The sequence below is a fragment of the Rhodococcus sp. RDE2 genome (genome assembly GCF_020885655.1).
In the GTDB taxonomy this organism is placed as follows: Bacteria; Actinomycetota; Actinomycetes; order Mycobacteriales; family Mycobacteriaceae; genus Rhodococcus; species Rhodococcus pyridinivorans.
This window is the reverse complement of record NZ_AP025186.1, coordinates 62434-79272: the sequence shown is the minus strand read 5'-3', so window position 1 is coordinate 79272 and position 16839 is coordinate 62434. Positions and strand designations below refer to the sequence as shown.

The 16839-nt window shown below is 67.9% G+C and carries 13 protein-coding genes and 1 pseudogene; 7 read left to right on the top strand and 7 right to left on the bottom strand.

From position 1 onward, the window contains the following. Window positions 1-147 precede the first annotated feature (147 nt). Window positions 148-708 (bottom strand): TetR/AcrR family transcriptional regulator, encoded by a 561-nt coding sequence (locus tag LPH33_RS00370; protein WP_229566680.1) that lies wholly within the window; start codon window positions 706-708, stop codon window positions 148-150. A gap of 68 nt (window positions 709-776) precedes the next feature. Between LPH33_RS00370 and LPH33_RS00365 the strand changes: the two genes are divergently transcribed. Then, window positions 777-1820, top strand: a complete 1044-nt coding sequence (locus tag LPH33_RS00365) for an FAD-dependent monooxygenase (RefSeq protein WP_229566679.1) — start codon at window positions 777-779, stop codon at window positions 1818-1820. Between the two features lie 129 nt (window positions 1821-1949). Here LPH33_RS00365 and LPH33_RS00360 read toward each other — a convergent pair whose 3' ends face one another. The 6 genes and pseudogenes from LPH33_RS00360 to LPH33_RS00335 all read right to left on the bottom strand — a co-directional run bounded on the left by LPH33_RS00360 (window position 1950) and on the right by LPH33_RS00335 (window position 10313). Then, window positions 1950-4067, bottom strand: coding sequence for a catalase (locus tag LPH33_RS00360; RefSeq protein ID WP_106200881.1), 2118 nt, complete (start codon window positions 4065-4067; stop codon window positions 1950-1952). 96 nt (window positions 4068-4163) lie between these two features. Beyond that, complete coding sequence (locus LPH33_RS00355; protein ID WP_229566677.1) at window positions 4164-5645, bottom strand: carboxylesterase/lipase family protein; 1482 nt, start codon at window positions 5643-5645, stop codon at window positions 4164-4166. A gap of 136 nt (window positions 5646-5781) precedes the next feature. Beyond that, window positions 5782-6438 carry a superoxide dismutase family protein gene (locus LPH33_RS00350; RefSeq protein WP_229566675.1) on the bottom strand — a complete coding sequence of 219 codons (657 nt, stop codon included), beginning with the start codon at window positions 6436-6438 and terminating at the stop codon, window positions 5782-5784. Between the two features lie 84 nt (window positions 6439-6522). Then, window positions 6523-7269 carry a Clp protease N-terminal domain-containing protein gene (locus LPH33_RS00345; RefSeq protein WP_229566673.1) on the bottom strand — a complete coding sequence of 249 codons (747 nt, stop codon included), beginning with the start codon at window positions 7267-7269 and terminating at the stop codon, window positions 6523-6525. 110 nt (window positions 7270-7379) lie between these two features. Continuing rightward, window positions 7380-8801 (bottom strand): wax ester/triacylglycerol synthase domain-containing protein, encoded by a 1422-nt coding sequence (locus LPH33_RS00340; protein WP_229566672.1) that lies wholly within the window; start codon window positions 8799-8801, stop codon window positions 7380-7382. Between the two features lie 143 nt (window positions 8802-8944). Beyond that, window positions 8945-10313: pseudogene (locus LPH33_RS00335) on the bottom strand (ISL3 family transposase). Window positions 10314-10490: 177 nt separating this feature from the next. Here LPH33_RS00335 and LPH33_RS00330 point away from each other — a divergent pair. From LPH33_RS00330 to LPH33_RS00305, 6 genes are all read left to right on the top strand, one after another. Next, a complete protein-coding gene (locus tag LPH33_RS00330) occupies window positions 10491-11546 on the top strand; it encodes an ABC transporter substrate-binding protein (protein ID WP_229566670.1) in 1056 nt (351 codons plus the stop codon). 20 nt (window positions 11547-11566) lie between these two features. After that, complete coding sequence (locus LPH33_RS00325) at window positions 11567-12970, top strand: LLM class flavin-dependent oxidoreductase (RefSeq protein ID WP_229566668.1); 1404 nt, start codon at window positions 11567-11569, stop codon at window positions 12968-12970. Window positions 12971-12995: 25 nt separating this feature from the next. Continuing rightward, window positions 12996-13883 (top strand): ABC transporter permease, encoded by an 888-nt coding sequence (locus LPH33_RS00320; RefSeq protein ID WP_229566666.1) that lies wholly within the window; start codon window positions 12996-12998, stop codon window positions 13881-13883. Next, a complete protein-coding gene (locus LPH33_RS00315) occupies window positions 13859-14578 on the top strand; it encodes an ABC transporter ATP-binding protein (protein ID WP_229566665.1) in 720 nt (239 codons plus the stop codon). Before LPH33_RS00320 ends, LPH33_RS00315 begins: the two co-directional genes overlap by 25 nt. Window positions 14579-14659: 81 nt before the next feature. Continuing rightward, window positions 14660-15376, top strand: a complete 717-nt coding sequence (locus tag LPH33_RS00310) for an SOS response-associated peptidase (protein ID WP_229566663.1) — start codon at window positions 14660-14662, stop codon at window positions 15374-15376. Between the two features lie 67 nt (window positions 15377-15443). After that, window positions 15444-16703 (top strand): glycosyltransferase 87 family protein, encoded by a 1260-nt coding sequence (locus LPH33_RS00305; RefSeq protein WP_229566661.1) that lies wholly within the window; start codon window positions 15444-15446, stop codon window positions 16701-16703. The last annotated feature ends 136 nt before the right edge of the window (window positions 16704-16839 follow it).

Here is a 16839-nt window from a genome sequence, read left to right as displayed (position 1 = left end):
GTGGACCCGGCGACCGGTGGGACGTCGTGGTCCCACCGTCTTCGAAATGAACGATATGCCAGGTGGCGGGGGGTAATGCAAGCAAGCCTGCCCTATTCTCCCGCCCACCTGCGGAAACGCAGCTGTAACGCACCCGAATCGCGGGCGTCACCCTGCCGTGGAAAGGAGCATTCGCACCATCCGGGACACGCCGTCGCGCGGGTCCGGTCCGTCGTCGTGCGAGGTGCAGCGATGCAGGATCAGTCCGTCCAGGTAGTCGATGAGAACCCGCGCGGCGGTGGCGGAATCGTCGACGCCAAGGCCCGCGAGCACCGTCCCGATCCATCCGCGCAGTTCGCTGCGGCGAGTCTCGACCCCGGCACGCAGTTCGGGCGTCGCCATCGCCTCGACGAACATCGCGAAGCGTGCGCGGGTCCGCACGAGGTCGTCCCCCGTCACGAACATCACATATCCATGCATCAGGTCTTCGAGCTCACGCGCGTCTCCCGGCAACGCGGCGCCGATCGCGGCGAGCTGGACCCGGTCCTGCTCGAGGAGCCTGTCGAGCACCCCTTCGACGAGAGCCTGGCGGGTGCGGAAGTAGTTGGACGTGGATCCGGCCGGCACACCCGCGATGGCATCGACGCGGCGGTGGGTGAGGGCGCGCAGCCCTCCGGTCCCCACCAGATGGATCGCAGCGTCGAGAACCGCTGTGCGTTTGTCGGTCACGACCCGATTCTACGAGATTCACTACAGGAGTAGTGACACGGCACTACATCCGTAGTACCGTCGGGGCCATGACCACACGACACGGCAAAGCAGCGATCCTCGGCGGAGGGATCGGCGGGCTCACCGTCGCCAACGCGCTCGTCCGGCGCGACTGGCACGTCGACGTCTTCGAACGCGCACCCTCCCTCCCGGAGACGGGCACCGCGCTCGGCATGTGGACCGAGGCCCTCGACGCCCTGACCACCGCCGGCTGCGGCTCCGGCCTCGGCGGGCAGGTGGAGAAACTCGGCGTGCTGCAGGACGGTGCAGCCTTCCTGCGATGGGACGGGCGGGTGATCGGACGCATCCGCACCATGACGCGACCGGTCGTCCTGCTCTCCCGGCCGAAACTGCTCACGATCCTGGCCGAGGGGATCCCGTCCGATCTCGTCCGGTTCGGAGCGCCGGCACCCGAGTCGCCGGATCTCGCCGCCTACGACGTCGTGATCGCAGCGGACGGCATCAACAGCGCGACGCGCGACCGGCTGTTCGGTCCCGCCTACCGTCCCGTGTACACCGGCTACTCGGCGTGGCGCGGCTGGGTGCCGGGCACGGTGTCGACGACGAGCGAGTCGTGGGGACCGGGCGCACTGTTCGGCATCACCCCGCGTGACGGGGATCTGACCAACTGGTTCGCCGCCGTGCGCGCCCCGGCCGGCAGAACGGGGAGCATCGACGAACTGCGCGAGCGCTACCGCGACTGGCACCCGGCCGTGCGCGACGTGCTCGACCGGATCGACCCCGCCGACGTGCTGCACCACGATCTGTACGAATCGCCCCCGCTGCCGTCCTTCGTCCGCGGCAACGTCGCGCTGATCGGTGACGCCGCTCACGCGATGGCACCGAATCTCGGTCGCGGCGCGTGCGAAGCGATGATCGACGGTGCGACACTCGCGGTCCTGCTGTCCGAGCATCCGGTGGCGGAGGCACTGGAGCGGTACGACCGAGCCCGGCGGCGCCGCACCCAGCGGCTGGTGCGCGCGTCCCGATTTCTCGCCCGGGTGGCGACCGCACGCCGGTTCACGGCTCTGCGCGACCCGTTCGTGGGCGCGGCGGCGCGATTCACCCGATGATGCGATTCGTGCCCTGACCTGGGCGTAAATAACAACTGGCCGCAGCGATGAGAATCAGCTGCGGCCAGAGGTAACGAAAGAATAACTTGGGGCACCCGAACTTCGGAAGACGAGCTCAGGTGAGGTCTGTCACACGGCGTCTCGATCCCACACGCGGTGGGTACCCAGCAGCTCCAGCACCTGCGCGACGGCCGTTTCGGGTCCGTCCACGATCTCGACACCCGGTGCCTTCAGCTCCTCCAGTGCCGCCGCACCGGCTCCCCACGCGGCCAGTGCCTTGTGATGCCGGAACATCTCGTCGACGAGGATCCGGACCCGGGTGTCGGGGACGGTCGTCGCCATGATCACCGCGTCGAACTCGATCGAGCGGGCCGTGAGGAAGGTGCGCGAGATCGGCACGACTCCCCCGAGCATCCCGCCGTGCGGGGCGACGACCAGCGGGACGCAGTCGGCCGCGTCCACGGCCTGCACAGCCGCGAGCACCTGATCGACGTCGGTGGTGTCGTCGGCGACGATGCCGATCAACCGGCCCTGCACGGGCCACGTCTTGCCGACCTGCGCCAGCGCGGGGCTCTGCGGGAGATCGGAGACCTCGACGGTCGGCTTCGGAGCGGGCAGACCGAGACCGGCCGCCACCTTCTCGCACAACCCGGTGTCGATGTTCGCCAGGATCTGCAGCTGCCGCTCCTTGATGGACTGCTCGTAGCACTTGCCCAGCTCGAAGGTGTAGGCGTAGGCCACGTGGTCCTGCTCGATCTCCGACAGGCTCAGGTAGAACTGGCGGACCTGCGTGTAGTGGTCGTCGAACGACCGGGAGACCTCACGCTCCTTCTTCGCCGCCGGTACCTCCACCGGCAGGTCGACGAAGGCACCCTCGGTGACACCGGCCATGAACGGGCATCCCGCGTCGAGCGAGTTCGGCTTGTACGGAGCGACACCCGTGTGGACGGCGTGCTGGTGGAAGCCGTCGCGGAACATGTCGTTGACGGGTGCGTGCGGACGGTTGATCGGGATCTGCCCGAAGTTCGGTCCGCCGAGTCGCGTCAGCTGGGTGTCGAGGTAGGAGAACAGGCGGCCCTGCAGCAGCGGATCGTCGGTGACGTCGATGCCCGGGACGAGATGGCCGGGGTGGAAGGCGACCTGTTCGGTCTCGGCGAAGAAGTTGGTGGGGTTGGCGTTGAGGACCATCGTGCCGATGATCTGCACGGGCGCGAGTTCCTCGGGGACGATCTTGGTGGGATCGAGCAGATCGATCCCCTCGAAGGTCTGTTCCGGGGTGTCCGGGAAGACCTGCACACCGAGATCCCACTCGGGGTAGGCACCGGCCTCGATCGCGTCGGCGAGGTCGCGACGGTGGAAATCGGGGTCGAAACCGTTGATGAGCTGGGCTTCCTCCCACACCAGCGAGTGCACGCCGAGGCGCGGCTTCCAGTGGAACTTCACCAGCGCGGTGTCGCCCTCGGCGTTGACCACGCGGAAGGTGTGGACGCCGAAGCCCTCCATCATGCGGTAGGAGCGCGGGATGCCGCGGTCGGACATGTTCCACATCGTGTGGGCCGTGGCCTCGGTGTGGAGCGAGACGAAGTCCCAGAAGGTGTCGTGGGCGCTCTGCGCCTGCGGGATCTCACGATCCGGGTGCGGCTTGCCCGCATGGATGATGTCGGGGAACTTGATGGCGTCCTGGATGAAGAACACCGGGATGTTGTTGCCGACGAGGTCGAAAGTGCCTTCCTCGGTGTAGAACTTCGTCGCGAAACCGCGGGTGTCGCGCACCGTGTCGGCCGAGCCACGGGAACCGAGCACCGTCGAGAACCGCACGAACACCGGTGTCTCCACGTCCTTCTGGAGGAACTGGGCACGCGTGATCGAGCTCGCGGCGCCCGTCGCGCGGAAGACACCGTGGGCGCCGGCGCCGCGGGCGTGCACCACGCGCTCCGGGATGCGTTCGTGGTCGAAGTGGGTGATCTTCTCGCGGAAATGGTGATCCTGCAAAAGGATCGGTCCGCGTCGACCGGCCTTGAGGGAGTGGTCGGTATCCGTCAGCCGCGCACCCTGAGCCGTCGTCAGGTACTCCCCCTGCTGGGCACGTCCGCGCGGCAGATCCGCGGGAGTGCCGGTGGCCGTCCTGACCTCGGGCTCCGCCTGATCGGGCTTGGGCTCGGGCGGAGTCGTGGGCGTCGTGGGTTCCTCCACGGGCGGCACGGTGGACGAAGGAACACCGGGGATCTTCGGGGTGTCGGCGGGCATGGGAACTCCGATTCGTGGCTGTCGTCTGTCGAGTGGATATCCGGGGCTGGACACGTCTTTCCCACGACTACCCGGGACGACGTAGATCAAACTCGGTCAGCGAATTCCGTCCCACAGCGTCCGCAGATCGGCTTCGTGGTCGTCGACGGTCGCACACATGTCACCGAAGAGCATCTCGGTGCGTTCGTCCCCGTAGGGTGGCCATCCCGGCGAACCCGTGGTCGCGAAGTCCACCCACGCCCGGTGCATCCGCGTCGCCAGTTCCTGCGGAGGCACGGAACCCGCGAGCGCCGCGGCCTGAGGGAGATGGAGATTGTCGAATACGAAACCGATGTCGAGCGCGTGGGTCGCGCCGAGCCGGCCGTCGAACAGCGGCGACTTCCAATCGAACCGGTAGACATGGGTTTCGGCGTCGTGTGCGGCACGCGTCTCCGCGACGCGGAGCACCGGGATGCGGTACATCCAGTCGCGCACGATGTGCATGGCCGTATCGCCGGGGCGAGCATCGGGCCGAGCGCGACGGTAGGCGTCGAACGACTCCGGATCGGTGAGGCCGTAGGCGGCGGCGAGTCCGCGCGCAGCGGTCTCGTCGAGCAGTCCGTCGACTCCGAGAGGCACGAAGAACAACGTCATCTCGTCGTCGTTGTGGCCGATGAGCACATCGACGTCGGATCCTGCGCCCTTCCCCACGAGGTCGATCGGCCGGCCCGGGAGCACGGTCCCGTCCACGCACGGTTCGAAGGCCATCGAGTCGGTGGCGATCTCACCCCATGTCGCCGGGTCGCGCTCACTGCGGATCCGGGCCGTGAGACGTTCCTGCGCGTCGACGAGCACCTTCGGCTCGATCCCGGCGAACGCCGCGCGGGTCGGGGCGACGCCGAGCATGTCGCCCAGGGCGCCGGCGACCGTCCGCGCGGTGCCGGCCGACATCACCGAATGTCCGGCGCCGCTCTGGGCGATCGCGCGACGGAACAGCCCGCGCGCCGCGGGCATCGCCAGCAGCGAGACCACACTCATCGCCCCCGCGGATTCACCGGCGATCGTCACGCAATTCGGATCACCGCCGAAGGCCGCAATGTTGTCGCGGACCCATTCGAGGGCGGCGACCTGATCGAGGAGACCACGGTTCGCCGGAGCGTCGTCGAGGAGCGCGAATCCCTCTGCGCCGAGTCGGTAGTTGATGCTGACGAAGACGACGCCATCGCGTGCGAAGTTCGCACCGTCGTACAGCGCCACCGTGCTGCTTCCGTGCGCGAACGCGCCGCCGTGGATCCACACGATCACGGGCAGCGAGCCGGAGAGGTCGGGACTCCACACGTTGAGGCCGAGGACGTCCTCGCCCGGGATCGACGGTTCGTGCAGGAGCCGGTCGATCGGTGGGGCGTACGGCGCCTTCGGGGCGGTGGGACCGAACTCGGTCGCGGGGCGCACGCCGTCCCATCCGGGAACAGGTCCGGGCGCTGCGAATCTCAGCTCACCGAAAGGCGCGGCGGCGTACGGGATGCCCTTGAAGACGGCCGTGCCGCCGACGGTCGTACCGCGTACTCGTCCGCCGGTGGTGTCGACGACGGGTTCCATCCACGCTCCTCCTTCACCGGTTCCGGCGTCAGCATGGCACGGAAGTCGTTCGCCCGAGCCCGATTCACGGCACGAGAACGGTCCGGCGGGTGGCGCTCACCCACCGGACCGTCGGGTCGTCACTGCGTCGTCCGGGTCAGAAGTCCTCGTCGATGCAGGCGAGCCGGTCGCCGGCCTGCCCGGCCTCACCCGGTGCGGTCATGGTGTGCTGGGCGTGGAGCACCACCGAGTTGGCCTCATCGTCACGGAACTCCCAGTCGACGGTCGTGGACGCCTCGGCGTTGCCCTGCGCGTCGGTGGTGATGTCGAGCCAGATCTCGTTCTGCGGATTGGCGTAGGCGGGATCGGTGGACGGCGAGTCGGGGTTCGCCGCCGGGTCGACCTGGTTCTGGTAGTGCGGTCCCGAATCGGACGGGTTCGGCCCGCACGGCTGCGTGTGGACGTGCGCCCCGAAGTCCCGATCGGGTTGCAGACCCATCACCCTGAGGGTGACGGTGGTCCGGCCGTTCTCCTCTTCGGATTCGACGTCGAAGGTCGCGCCGACCGGCACGGCCGCTTCGTCGTAGGTGAAGGCGTTGTCGTCGTCGCCTCCCTCGTTCGGGAGACCGAAGGCGTCGCCGCTCATCCCGGGCAGCGGCGTGGGCATGGAGTCGGTGGTAGTGGTCGTGAGCGAAGTGGGTGGGGTCTCGACGGTGGTCTCGGTGTCGGTGGACGAGTCGTCGCTGCTGCACCCGGCGGCCACGAGCGTGGCGACGGAGAAGCCCGCGACGAGACATGCGTGACGTGTGTTCATGACTTCGACGTACCCCGAGGGGGCCGTCGGCGAACCTGGCCGCAAGGAACGTGCCCGCGCCACGGGCGCAGGTCCCGCCCTGTCCTACGACCCGGTCTTGCCGTCCTCGTCCTGCTGGGCCTCGACGATGGCGGCGAGATCCTCCGCGACCTTCTTCTCCACGGCGCTCTTGTTCACGCCGGCCGCCGAGAGCACGCCGTCGCCGTTCTCGAGTTCGAGGAGCGCGAGGAGGATGTGCTCGGTGCCGATGTAGTTGTGTCCGAGTCGCAGGGCTTCGCGGAAGGTCAGCTCGAGGGCCTTGCGGGCACCCGCGTCGTACGGGACGAGTTCGGGGACGTCGCTCGACGGTTCGGGGAGCGTCGCCACGGCGGCCGAGCGCAGCGCCGCGAAGTCGACGCCCTGAACGGCGAGTGCGCGGGCGGCGAGCGACTGGGTGTCGACGAGCAGACCGAGGATCAGATGGACGGGCGTGATCTCGGGGCTTCCCGTGGCACGTGCTTCGTTCATCGACGCCATCACGGTGTTCTGCGCGCGCGGAGTGAACCGCGAGAATCCCTGTTCTGGGTCGAGGTCGTTGTCGTTCTTCGATACGAACCGTTTCTGGGCTGCCTGCTTGGATACGCCCATGCTCTGGCCGATCTCCGACCACGACTTGCCGGAACGCCGGGCCTGGTCGACGAAGTGTCCGATCAGGTGATCGGCGACCTCGCCGAGGTGGCCGGCCGCGATGACGGCATCGGAGAGCTGTTCGAGCGGATCGTCGTGGACCTTCTTGATCGCGTCGATGAGGTCGTCGAGCCGGATGGGATGGGAAGGACGAATGGGTTCCATGCGTCAACTCTAAGTTGACGCATGGAACCCGTCAACCATGAGTTGACGATCATGAGCGTTCCCGCCGAGCAACACCGCCCGGCACCCCGGTGCGCGATCCCCTCGACCGATCAGGCGTGCGAGGTCGTCGTAGCGGACAGCGTGGTCTCGATGCGCGTGCCCTCGCCTCCCACTGCGAGCACGTCACCGAAGCCCTTCACCAGCGACTCGACGAGGACGGGCAGGTCGGGGACGGCGGCGGAGTCGGCGTTGATTCCGATGCAGCAGTGGTTCGTGTGCGACATCAGCGTGATGTTGACGGCCGAGCCGACGGTGGGAGCAAACGGGTAGTACCTCAGCACCTCCGCCCCGGCCATGTACAGCGGGATCGGCGAACCCGGGACGTTCGACGCGAGAAAGTCGATGTGCTCGAGGATCCCACCCAGCACACCGGCCGGGAGCACGTTCAGCACACCCGCGATGGCGGACGAGAGCGGCACGGCCGGTTCGTCCCGCCACGACCGGACGATCCGGTCCACCCGGTGCATCGACGCGACCGGATCGGCGACATCGAGGGGAAGAGCGAACCGCGCCAGGGTGATCCGGTTTCCTCCGATCGCGTCACTCTCGCGCCGGAGACTGATCGGCAGCGTCGTCCTCAGTTCGGCGACCTGTGCGCCGTGCCGGGAATGGTAGTGCCTCAGCCCCAGCAGGATTCCGGCCAGGAAGGCGTCGTTGAGCGAGGAGTCCGCTGCCCGTCCGGCCTGCCGCAGAGCGTCGAGCGGCAGATCGAGGGCCGCGACCTCCCGAACGGTGCTGCGGCCGACCATCACCGGGGACAGCGTCGTGAACACCGGTTGCACGAACCGGGCCGTCGAGCGGGCCGTGTCCACCACGCTGCGCAGCGCCGCGACCGGATTCGTCACCGACCTCAGACCGGAACGCACGAGCCACGGCACACCCCTCCCCACCATCTCGCCGGCCGTCGAGAGGTACCAACCCACGGAATCGGCGAGATTCGATGCCGGAGCCGAGGTCGGCGGATCCTCGGGCAGTAGCCCGCGGTCGGTACCGTCGCGCTCGAAGTCGACCATCTCGTTCGCGATCTGGATGCCACCGATACCGTCGGTGAGCGAGTGGTGCACCTTGAGAACGATCGCGGCGCGACCGTCGTCGAGGCCGTCGACGATCGTCGCCTCCCAGAGGGGACGGTCCTTGTCGAAGGCCGACATCGCCGCGGCGCGCACGAGCGGGAGCACGGCGTCCAGTCCCCCGGGATGCGGGAGCGCGATGCGCCGCAGATGCCAGGACAGCTCGAAGTCGGGGTCGTCCACCCATCGCGGTGGGGTCCGCCCGAACGGGGATTCGACGAGCTTGCGGCGGAAGCTCGGCACCGCACGTGTTCCGCGCTCCATCATCCGGACGAAGCGCTCCTGGTCGGGTGACCGGTCGAGCAGAGCCACCGCGACTATCGTGGACCGCAGGACCGGGTCCTTCTCCATCCGCCAGGACATCAGATCCGGCTGCGACATGTGCCGACCGTCCGCACTCATGCGCACCACCTCCCCCGCCTCCGGTTCTCCTCGCACGGTAACCGCCGCGATGCGCGGATACCGGCGATATCGGCCCGCGAACAGCACCGAGGGGCCGGATCGAGGACCTTTCGCTCACGCTGACGCAAACCGGCTCTTCGCAGTTAGCAGTGGTACTGGTGCCGGCTGGGTGCGACCCGACGTGACCGTCGAGTGCAGGCCCACCGTACCCGGCGGCGTTGGTTCTCCGGGGTACGGAATCCGAACGCGATGCGGCCGACGTGCTTGACGATGCGGTTGTAGCCTTCACTGCGCGCATTCGACAGGCCGGAGGTGATCGCCAGGATCATCGGTTCCTGCCACGCCGAGATGGTCGTCGCCAGCTTGCCGATCTCCGGGACCCGGCACGCCGCGCAGAACGTGTAGAACCGGTGCAGCGCATCTCGGATCTCGTATCGCAGACCACCACGGTCGGTGCAGCGCAACACATCGCGCAGCAGTTCCTTCGCTATCCATGCGGCGGCGATGTCCCCGTGCGGGTCGGCGGAGGTCAGCTTCTCGAACAGTGTCGATCGTTGCTCATCGGTTAGGCGCTCCGCGGCCCGCAGCAGCCGTCGTCGATTGATCCATTCGACATCGCTCTTGCGGCCGCGCCGACCCCGCTCGGCCTGGGTGACCCTGCGCCGGACGGTATCGACCATCTCGTTGGCCTTCTTGACCAGGTGGAACCGGTCCACCACCAGCTGCGCGTGCGGCAATGCCTCGCGCACCGCCTTCGCATACACCGACGACATATCGATCGCGACATGGGTGATCTGCGCCTTCCATGCCTCGTCGCGGGCGTCGAACCAGTCGATCACCACGGCGGAGGTGCGCCCGTTGACCTGCGCCAGCAACCCTTGATCGCCGGTCAGGTCGACCAGTCCGGTGTCCCACCGGTCCACCCATCTCCGTTCCCCGGTCTCGGGGCAAGTTTCCCATTTCGCCTTCCCGCGTCGGGTCTCATCGATCCCGAGGACGACCACCGGTTCGGGTTCGTCGCCAAGGGCGGCGTCGGCGACCACGACGAGGTGGCCGTGGACGGTGTGCCAGGCGCACCCGTAGTCGCCCGCGACCGCGGACACCGACCGGTCCCCGTCGAGGACCGCCTCGACCAGCAGCGCCTTCGCTCGGGGCGTGACCCGCGCCCGGGACGGCACCCCCGGCGTCGACTCGGTGAACACCTTACGGGCACAGGAGGTATTGGTGCACAACCATTTCCGTTTCCGCCACACCAACAGCGGACGGTCGGGTCCGACCTGCACATCCCGCGGTCTGGTGGTGACCCAACCCTTCGAACGCGTGGACTTCTGCCCGCACTCCGGACAGACCCCGACCCATTCGGGTGCCGTCGCGATCTGCACGATCCGGCTGCCCTCGACCGTGCGCTGCACCGATTCGACGATGACGCCGTCGAGATCGAGCAGCAATGAACTACCGTGGTGCATGCCCGCGTTCCTTGCTGTCCTGGATGCCTGAGAACACCCAGCTCACAAGGGCGCGGGCCCTTTTTCAATCACCGACACGGCAACGGGGTCGATCGACACCCGCCCCTACCAAGTGCGAAGAGCCCGCAAACCCTGGTCCCCCGCCGACGGATCGCACAGGATCGGTGACGACTTCGACACCGTCGAAGATCGCTCCCCCAGTGCCAGAACCGTGAGGAAGTCCATGCCCCGTCTACGTCGTGCCGGATCGACGGCCATCATCGCGCTCCTTCTGACCGCGGTCGCGGCATGTAGCTCCGGTTCCTCGGGCGACGGCCTCGCTTCCGACAGCGCGCTGCCCACGGAGATCCCGGCGGGCACCAAGCTCGTCATCGCCGACCAGGGTGAGCGGCAGCTGTCCCTCCTCACCGGCTCCGGACAACTCGACGCGCTGCCGTTCGAGTACGAGTTCGCCACCTTCCAGGGCGCACCCGCGATCCTCGAGGCCTTCCGCGCCGACGCGGTCGACGTCGCGTGGGCCGGCGAGATCATGACCGTCCAGTCGCTGGTCGCCGGTGACGACGTGCAGGTCGTCGCGGCCATGCAGACGAACAACAGCCTCAACATGGGCATCGCCCCGAACGCTTCGGACATCACGACGCTCGCGGACCTGAAGGGCAAGCGCATCGGCTACGCCGAGGGCACCTCGCAGCAGGCCTTCGTGCTCCGCGGCCTCGACAAGGCCGGCCTGTCGGTCGACGACGTCGAGCTCGTGTCGATGTCGCTGCCGGACTTCCCGGACGCACTGCGCTCCAACCAGATCGACGCCGCGCCGATGAGCGAGCCGGTCTTCTCCCGGTACATGCAGACTCCGGGTGCGACGTCGCTGCCGCGCCCTGAGATCGAGGACCTCAGCGAAGGCATCTCGTACCTCTACTCGAGCAAGAAGGCCCTGTCCGACCCGGCGACCGCCGCAGCGGTCCGCGCCTACGTCACCGCGTACATCACGTCCGTGGACTGGGCCAACAACAACCGCGACGCGTACATCGACACCTACTTCGTGAAGAGCCAGGGCCTGACGGCCGAGGACGGCGAGCGCATCCTCGACACCTCCGGGATCACCACCTTCCCGCACCTCGACGAGGAGCTCATCGCGACCCAGCAGCACACCATCGACGTGATCGATGCCGCCGGTGAACTGCCCAAGCCCGTCGACGCCGCCGACGCCTTCGATCTGCGCTTCGACGAGGTCGTCACCGAAGCGGTCGCCGAGACCGGCGCCTCCCACACCCGCAGCTGACCTTCCGAGGGGAATCCGACATGACGAACCGCCAGCTCAACCTCAACGCCTTCATCTACCCGACCGGCCACCACGAGGCCTCGTGGCGCCATTCCGGCAGCGTGCCCGAGCGTCTCTACGACGTCACCTACTTCCAGGAACTCGCCCGCCTCGCGGAGAGCGCGAAGCTCGACGCGGTGTTCTTCGCCGACGGTCCGGCTCTGCGCACCGAGGTGAAGTACCGTCCGGACTACGGCCTCGAACCGATCACCACGCTGGTCGCGATGGCCACGGTCACCACGCATCTCGGGCTGATCGCCACGGCGTCGACCACCTACTACGAGCCCTACAACCTCGCCCGGTTGTTCTCCTCGCTCGACCACATCTCCGGTGGCCGCGCCGCCTGGAACATCGTCACCACCGCGACCGACGCAGCGGCAGCGAACTTCGGGTACACCGAACACCCCGACGTGCACGAACGGTACGCCCGGGCACGCGAATTCGTCGACGCCGCGATCAAGCTGTGGGATTCGTGGGAGGACGACGCACTCGTCCTCGACAAGGCCGCCGGCGTCTACGCCGATCCGGACAAGATCCACCGCATCGACGTCGAGGGTGACTACGTCAAGGTGCGCGGCCCGTTCGGTTCGGCCCGCTCCCCGCAGGGACGCCCGGTGCTCGTGCAGGCCGGATCCTCGAACGACGGGCGCGATTTCGCGTCGACCTACGCCGAGGCGATCTTCACCGCGCACCAGCGCATCGAGGACGCCCAGGCCTTCTACACCGACATCAAGACCCGCGCAGCGGCATTCGGGCGCAACCCCGATCACGTGAAGATCCTTCCCGGCCTGAGCCCGTTCATCGGGGCGACCGAGGCCGAAGCGAAGGAATTGCATCGCGAGTTCAACGAACTCACCATCGTCGAATACGGTCTCGGGCAGCTCCAGAAGATGGGCCGCATCGACGTGTCCCGGCTCGAGCTGGACGAGAAGGTTCCGGTCGAATTGTTCGCCGGCGCAGGCGACATCACCGACAACAACAACAGCCGCCGCCTGGTCTTCGCGAAGATCGTCGAGCGCGAACAGCCGACCCTGCGTCAGCTGCTGCACAAGCTCGCAGGCGCACGCGGCCACAACGTCGTCGCGGGCACGCCGGTGCAGATCGCCGACATCATCGAGGAGTGGTTCACCAACGGCGCCGCCGACGGCTTCAACATCATGCCGCCGCAGTACCCGCAGGGCCTCGAGGCGTTCGCTTCCCAGGTGGTGCCGATCCTGCAGGAGCGCAGCCTGTTCCGGACCGAGTACACCGGCACCACCCTGCGCGACCATTACGGCTTGCCGCGTCCGGAGAGCCAGTACGCACACGAACTCGCCCTGTCCGGTGCCACCGGCGATTTCGTACCGGCCGGCACCACCGGCGACTTCGCACTGTCCGGCGTCTGATCGAACCGACGAAAGGACCGGAGCCATGAGCGTCTCCGTCGAACCCCGGCGTTTCGGCAGTGGCCTGGCCGGTGACGCCGACACCGACCAGAAGCCCGACCCCGGCGCGACGGCCGACCTGTCGCCGCGCACGACCCGCAGCCGCCTCGCTCCCGGCAAGCCGATCAAGTTCGGCCTGGCGATCGGCCCGGCGCTGCTGCTGGTGGCATGGATCGTCACCTCGGCCACCGGGGTACTCGATCCGAAGACCCTCTCGGCGCCGTGGACAGTCGTCACCACCGCATGGGAACTGATCGGCGACGGGCGACTGCAGTCGAACCTGTGGACCTCCGTCCAGCGCGCCCTGATCGGCGGGGTCATCGGCGTCGTCCTCGGACTGGTGCTCGCACTGGCCGCCGGCCTGTCGCGCATCGGTGAAGCGCTGATCGACGGACCGGTGCAGATCAAGCGCTCCATCCCCACCCTGGCGTTGATGCCGCTGGCGATCCTGTGGTTCGGCATCGGCGAGGAGATGAAGATCCTGCTCATCGCCCTGTCGGTCTTCGTCCCCGTCTACATCAACACCTACTCGGCGCTGCGCGGCATCGACGCCCGCTACGTCGAACTGGCCGAGACGCTGGATCTGTCCCGCGCCCAGTTCGTCCGGCGCATCGCCCTGCCGGGGGCGCTGCCCGGTTTCTTCACCGGCCTGCGCCTGGCGGTGACCATCTCGTGGCTGGCCCTGGTGGTCGTCGAGCAGGTCAACGCTTCGAGCGGCATCGGCTACCTGATGTACCAGGCCCGCAACTACGGCATGACCGAGATCATCATCGTCGGACTGGTGGTCTACGCGATCCTCGGATTCGGCAGCGACCTGCTGGTCCGTGCGGCAGAGAGGAAGGCGCTGGCATGGCGCAGGACAATCGGCAGCTGACCGTACGCACCCGGGGCCTGAGCCGCGGCTTCGACGGACGCGCGGTGCTGAACAACATCGACCTCGAGATCGCCCCCGGCGAGTTCGTGGCACTGCTCGGCCGCAGCGGCTCGGGCAAGAGCACCCTGTTGCGCGCCCTGGCCGAACTTGACCACGGCGTGCCCGGTTCGGGCACCCTCGAGGTGCCGCAGAAGCGGGCGGTGGTCTTCCAGGACTCGCGACTGCTGCCCTGGGCTCGGGTGCTCGACAACGTGATCCTCGGTCTCGACAGCGACGCCGCCGAGCGCGGCCGCACCGCCCTGGCGGAGGTCGGGCTCGCCGGACGCGAGAAGGCCTGGCCCACCGAGCTGTCCGGTGGTGAACAGCAGCGGGTGTCGCTGGCGCGGTCGCTCGTGCGTGAACCCGAACTGCTGCTCGCCGACGAGCCGTTCGGTGCCCTCGACGCACTGACGAAGATCAGGATGCACGGACTGCTGCAGGAACTGTGCGCCAAGCACCGGCCCGCGGTCCTGCTCGTCACCCACGATGTCGACGAGGCCGTCGCTCTCGCCGACCGCGTGCTCGTGCTCGACCACGGCTCGTTCGCCGTCGAACTGACCATCGACCTGCCGCACCCGCGGGCCGATCACGTCGTCGAGATCGCGGAGTACCGCCGCACCCTGCTCGAGGCGCTGGGAGTCGAGGTCTCCGTCTGAGCGATCCGCACTGTCTCCGTTGGAGCGACCGATGAGAGAGAATCGAATCGTCGCTCCGGAGTCGCCGACGGGAGATGCATCGTGTGTGGACGCTATGCCAGCACCAGTACCCGCGGGGATCTGCTCGCGGCCTACGACGCCGTCGAAGCCGTGGGTGAGGAACTGCCCCCGTCGTACAACATCGCGCCCACCCAGCGCGTGAACGTCGTGCTCGAGCGAGCGCCGCGTGAGGAACCGGACGCCGAGCCGATCCGCATCGTGTCCTCGCAGATCAAGTGGGGGCTCGTGCCGTTCTGGGCGAAGGACCCGAAGATCGGGTCGCGGATGATCAACGCCCGCTCCGAGACCATCACCCAGAAGCCCGCCTTCAAGGCGGCGGCAGCGAAGCGGCGGTGCGTGCTGCCGGCCGACGGGTACTACGAGTGGATGAAGGGTGAGGACGGGAAGAAGATCCCGTTCTTCCTGCACGCGGACGGACCGATCTCGATGGCCGGGCTCTACGAGCTGTGGCCGGACCCGGAGCTGCCGGAGGACCATCCCGACCGCTGGTTGTGGACGTGCACCGTGCTCACCCGTCCCGCGACCGACGCCGCCGGGCACATCCACGAGCGGTCGCCGGTGATCCTGCCCGACACCTTCGTCGGTCCGTGGCTCGATCCCGAGCTGAACGACCGCGACGACGTCGATGCCCTGCTGAATTCGATTCCCGAACCGACCCTCGAACCGTACGAGGTGAGCACGGCGGTCAACTCACCTCGGAACAACAACCCCGACCTGCTGCGACCTGTCGATTCGTGACATTCCGGCCGTATGGCGTTCCCCACGTCGGACCGGAACGATTATCGGAATTGACTAAAGTTGCCGGGTGCGACAATCACGGCAGACTCCGATCGGTTCGACGACGCCTCCGTTCCTCACCGGACAGCGCGGTACCGCCGTCGCGGTGATCGCGTCGCTCGTCTCCGTGGGTGTGCTCGTCGCGATCCTCGTCGGGAGCGAACTCATCGACTTCCTGGTCTACCGGATGGGCGCGCGGGTCCTGCTCGACGGCGCCGACATCTACGGGCAGATGCCTCCGGTGACCGACGACTTCGCGTTGCCGTTCACCTACCCGCCGCTGTCGGCGATGCTCTTCGCTCCCCTGGCGCTGATCCCCGTGACGTTCGGCAAGATCGTCTTCACCCTCGTCTCGGTCGCGGCGCTCGTCATCACCCTGCGGGTCGTGCTGGATCGGCTCCGCCCGGACTTCGAGACGCGGACGGCGTGGATCGTCACGGCGGTCGCGGTCGCCGGAGCACTGTTGCTCGAACCTGTGCGCGAGACGATCTCGTTCGGGCAGATCAACCTCGTCCTGATGGCGCTCGTCGCCCTCGATGTCCTGGTGAAGACCCCGAAGTGGCCGCGCGGACTGCTGATCGGACTGGCCGCCGCCGTCAAGCTCACGCCGATCGCGTTCCTGCTGCTGTTCCTGCTGCGGCGCGACCGGCGGACCAGCGCCACCATCATCGCGTCGACCTTCGGTTTCACCGCCCTCGCGTTCGCCGTGATGCCCGCGACCTCCACGAAGTACTGGCTGGACACCCTGCCCGACACCGGCCGGATCGGCGCGGCGTACTTCGCCACCAACCAATCCTTCAAGGCCGTGGTCTCCCGCTTCGGGCCGCCCGAACTCATGGGTTCCGTGCTGTGGCTGCTCGCCGTCGCGGTGATGCTGCTGGTCGCGGTGGTGGCCATCCGGCGCGCCCTCGAGCAGGGCGATCTCGTGCTCGCCCTGTTCGCGAACGCGACGGCTGTGCTGCTGGCGTCGCCGGTGTCGTGGTCGCACCACTGGGTGTGGGTCGCGCCGGCACTGTCGGCCCTCGCGCTCGCGGCGTGGCGCGCAACCGATGCGCAGAGGCTCACGGCGGTCGCCGCCGGTGTCGCGCTCGTATTCCTGATCGGCCCGCACCACCTGTTCCCCACGGGTGGCGATCTCGAACTCGGCTGGGCCGCATGGCAGCACCTGCTCGGCACGCTCTACGTCACGGCCGGATTCGGATTCCTGCTCTGGCTCGCCTTCGGTCGGCGGACCGATCCGGACTCCGCCTCGCCGGAACAACTGCCGAACGCGGAGACCGCGAGCTGATCGTGTAGACGGTGCGCCGGTTGTCGGGCATCCGGGTCGTTGTTCGCGAAAGGCCGACGGGAACCCGGAAAGAGCGTAATAGTGAGAGGGATGTCGCCGCCGCACAGGACGGTCAAACTCGATTACGAGAAAGCCC

Coding starts and splice junctions, on each gene's coding strand:
- LPH33_RS00365 (WP_229566679.1), top strand. CDS start 777: ATGACCACACGACACGGCAAAGCAGCGATCCTCGGCGGAGGGATCGGC.
- LPH33_RS00360 (WP_106200881.1), bottom strand. CDS start 4,067: ATGCCCGCCGACACCCCGAAGATCCCCGGTGTTCCTTCGTCCACCGTG.
- LPH33_RS00355 (WP_229566677.1), bottom strand. CDS start 5,645: ATGGAACCCGTCGTCGACACCACCGGCGGACGAGTACGCGGTACGACC.
- LPH33_RS00350 (WP_229566675.1), bottom strand. CDS start 6,438: ATGAACACACGTCACGCATGTCTCGTCGCGGGCTTCTCCGTCGCCACG.
- LPH33_RS00345 (WP_229566673.1), bottom strand. CDS start 7,269: ATGGAACCCATTCGTCCTTCCCATCCCATCCGGCTCGACGACCTCATC.
- LPH33_RS00340 (WP_229566672.1), bottom strand. CDS start 8,801: ATGAGTGCGGACGGTCGGCACATGTCGCAGCCGGATCTGATGTCCTGG.
- LPH33_RS00330 (WP_229566670.1), top strand. CDS start 10,491: ATGCCCCGTCTACGTCGTGCCGGATCGACGGCCATCATCGCGCTCCTT.
- LPH33_RS00325 (WP_229566668.1), top strand. CDS start 11,567: ATGACGAACCGCCAGCTCAACCTCAACGCCTTCATCTACCCGACCGGC.
- LPH33_RS00320 (WP_229566666.1), top strand. CDS start 12,996: ATGAGCGTCTCCGTCGAACCCCGGCGTTTCGGCAGTGGCCTGGCCGGT.
- LPH33_RS00315 (WP_229566665.1), top strand. CDS start 13,859: ATGGCGCAGGACAATCGGCAGCTGACCGTACGCACCCGGGGCCTGAGC.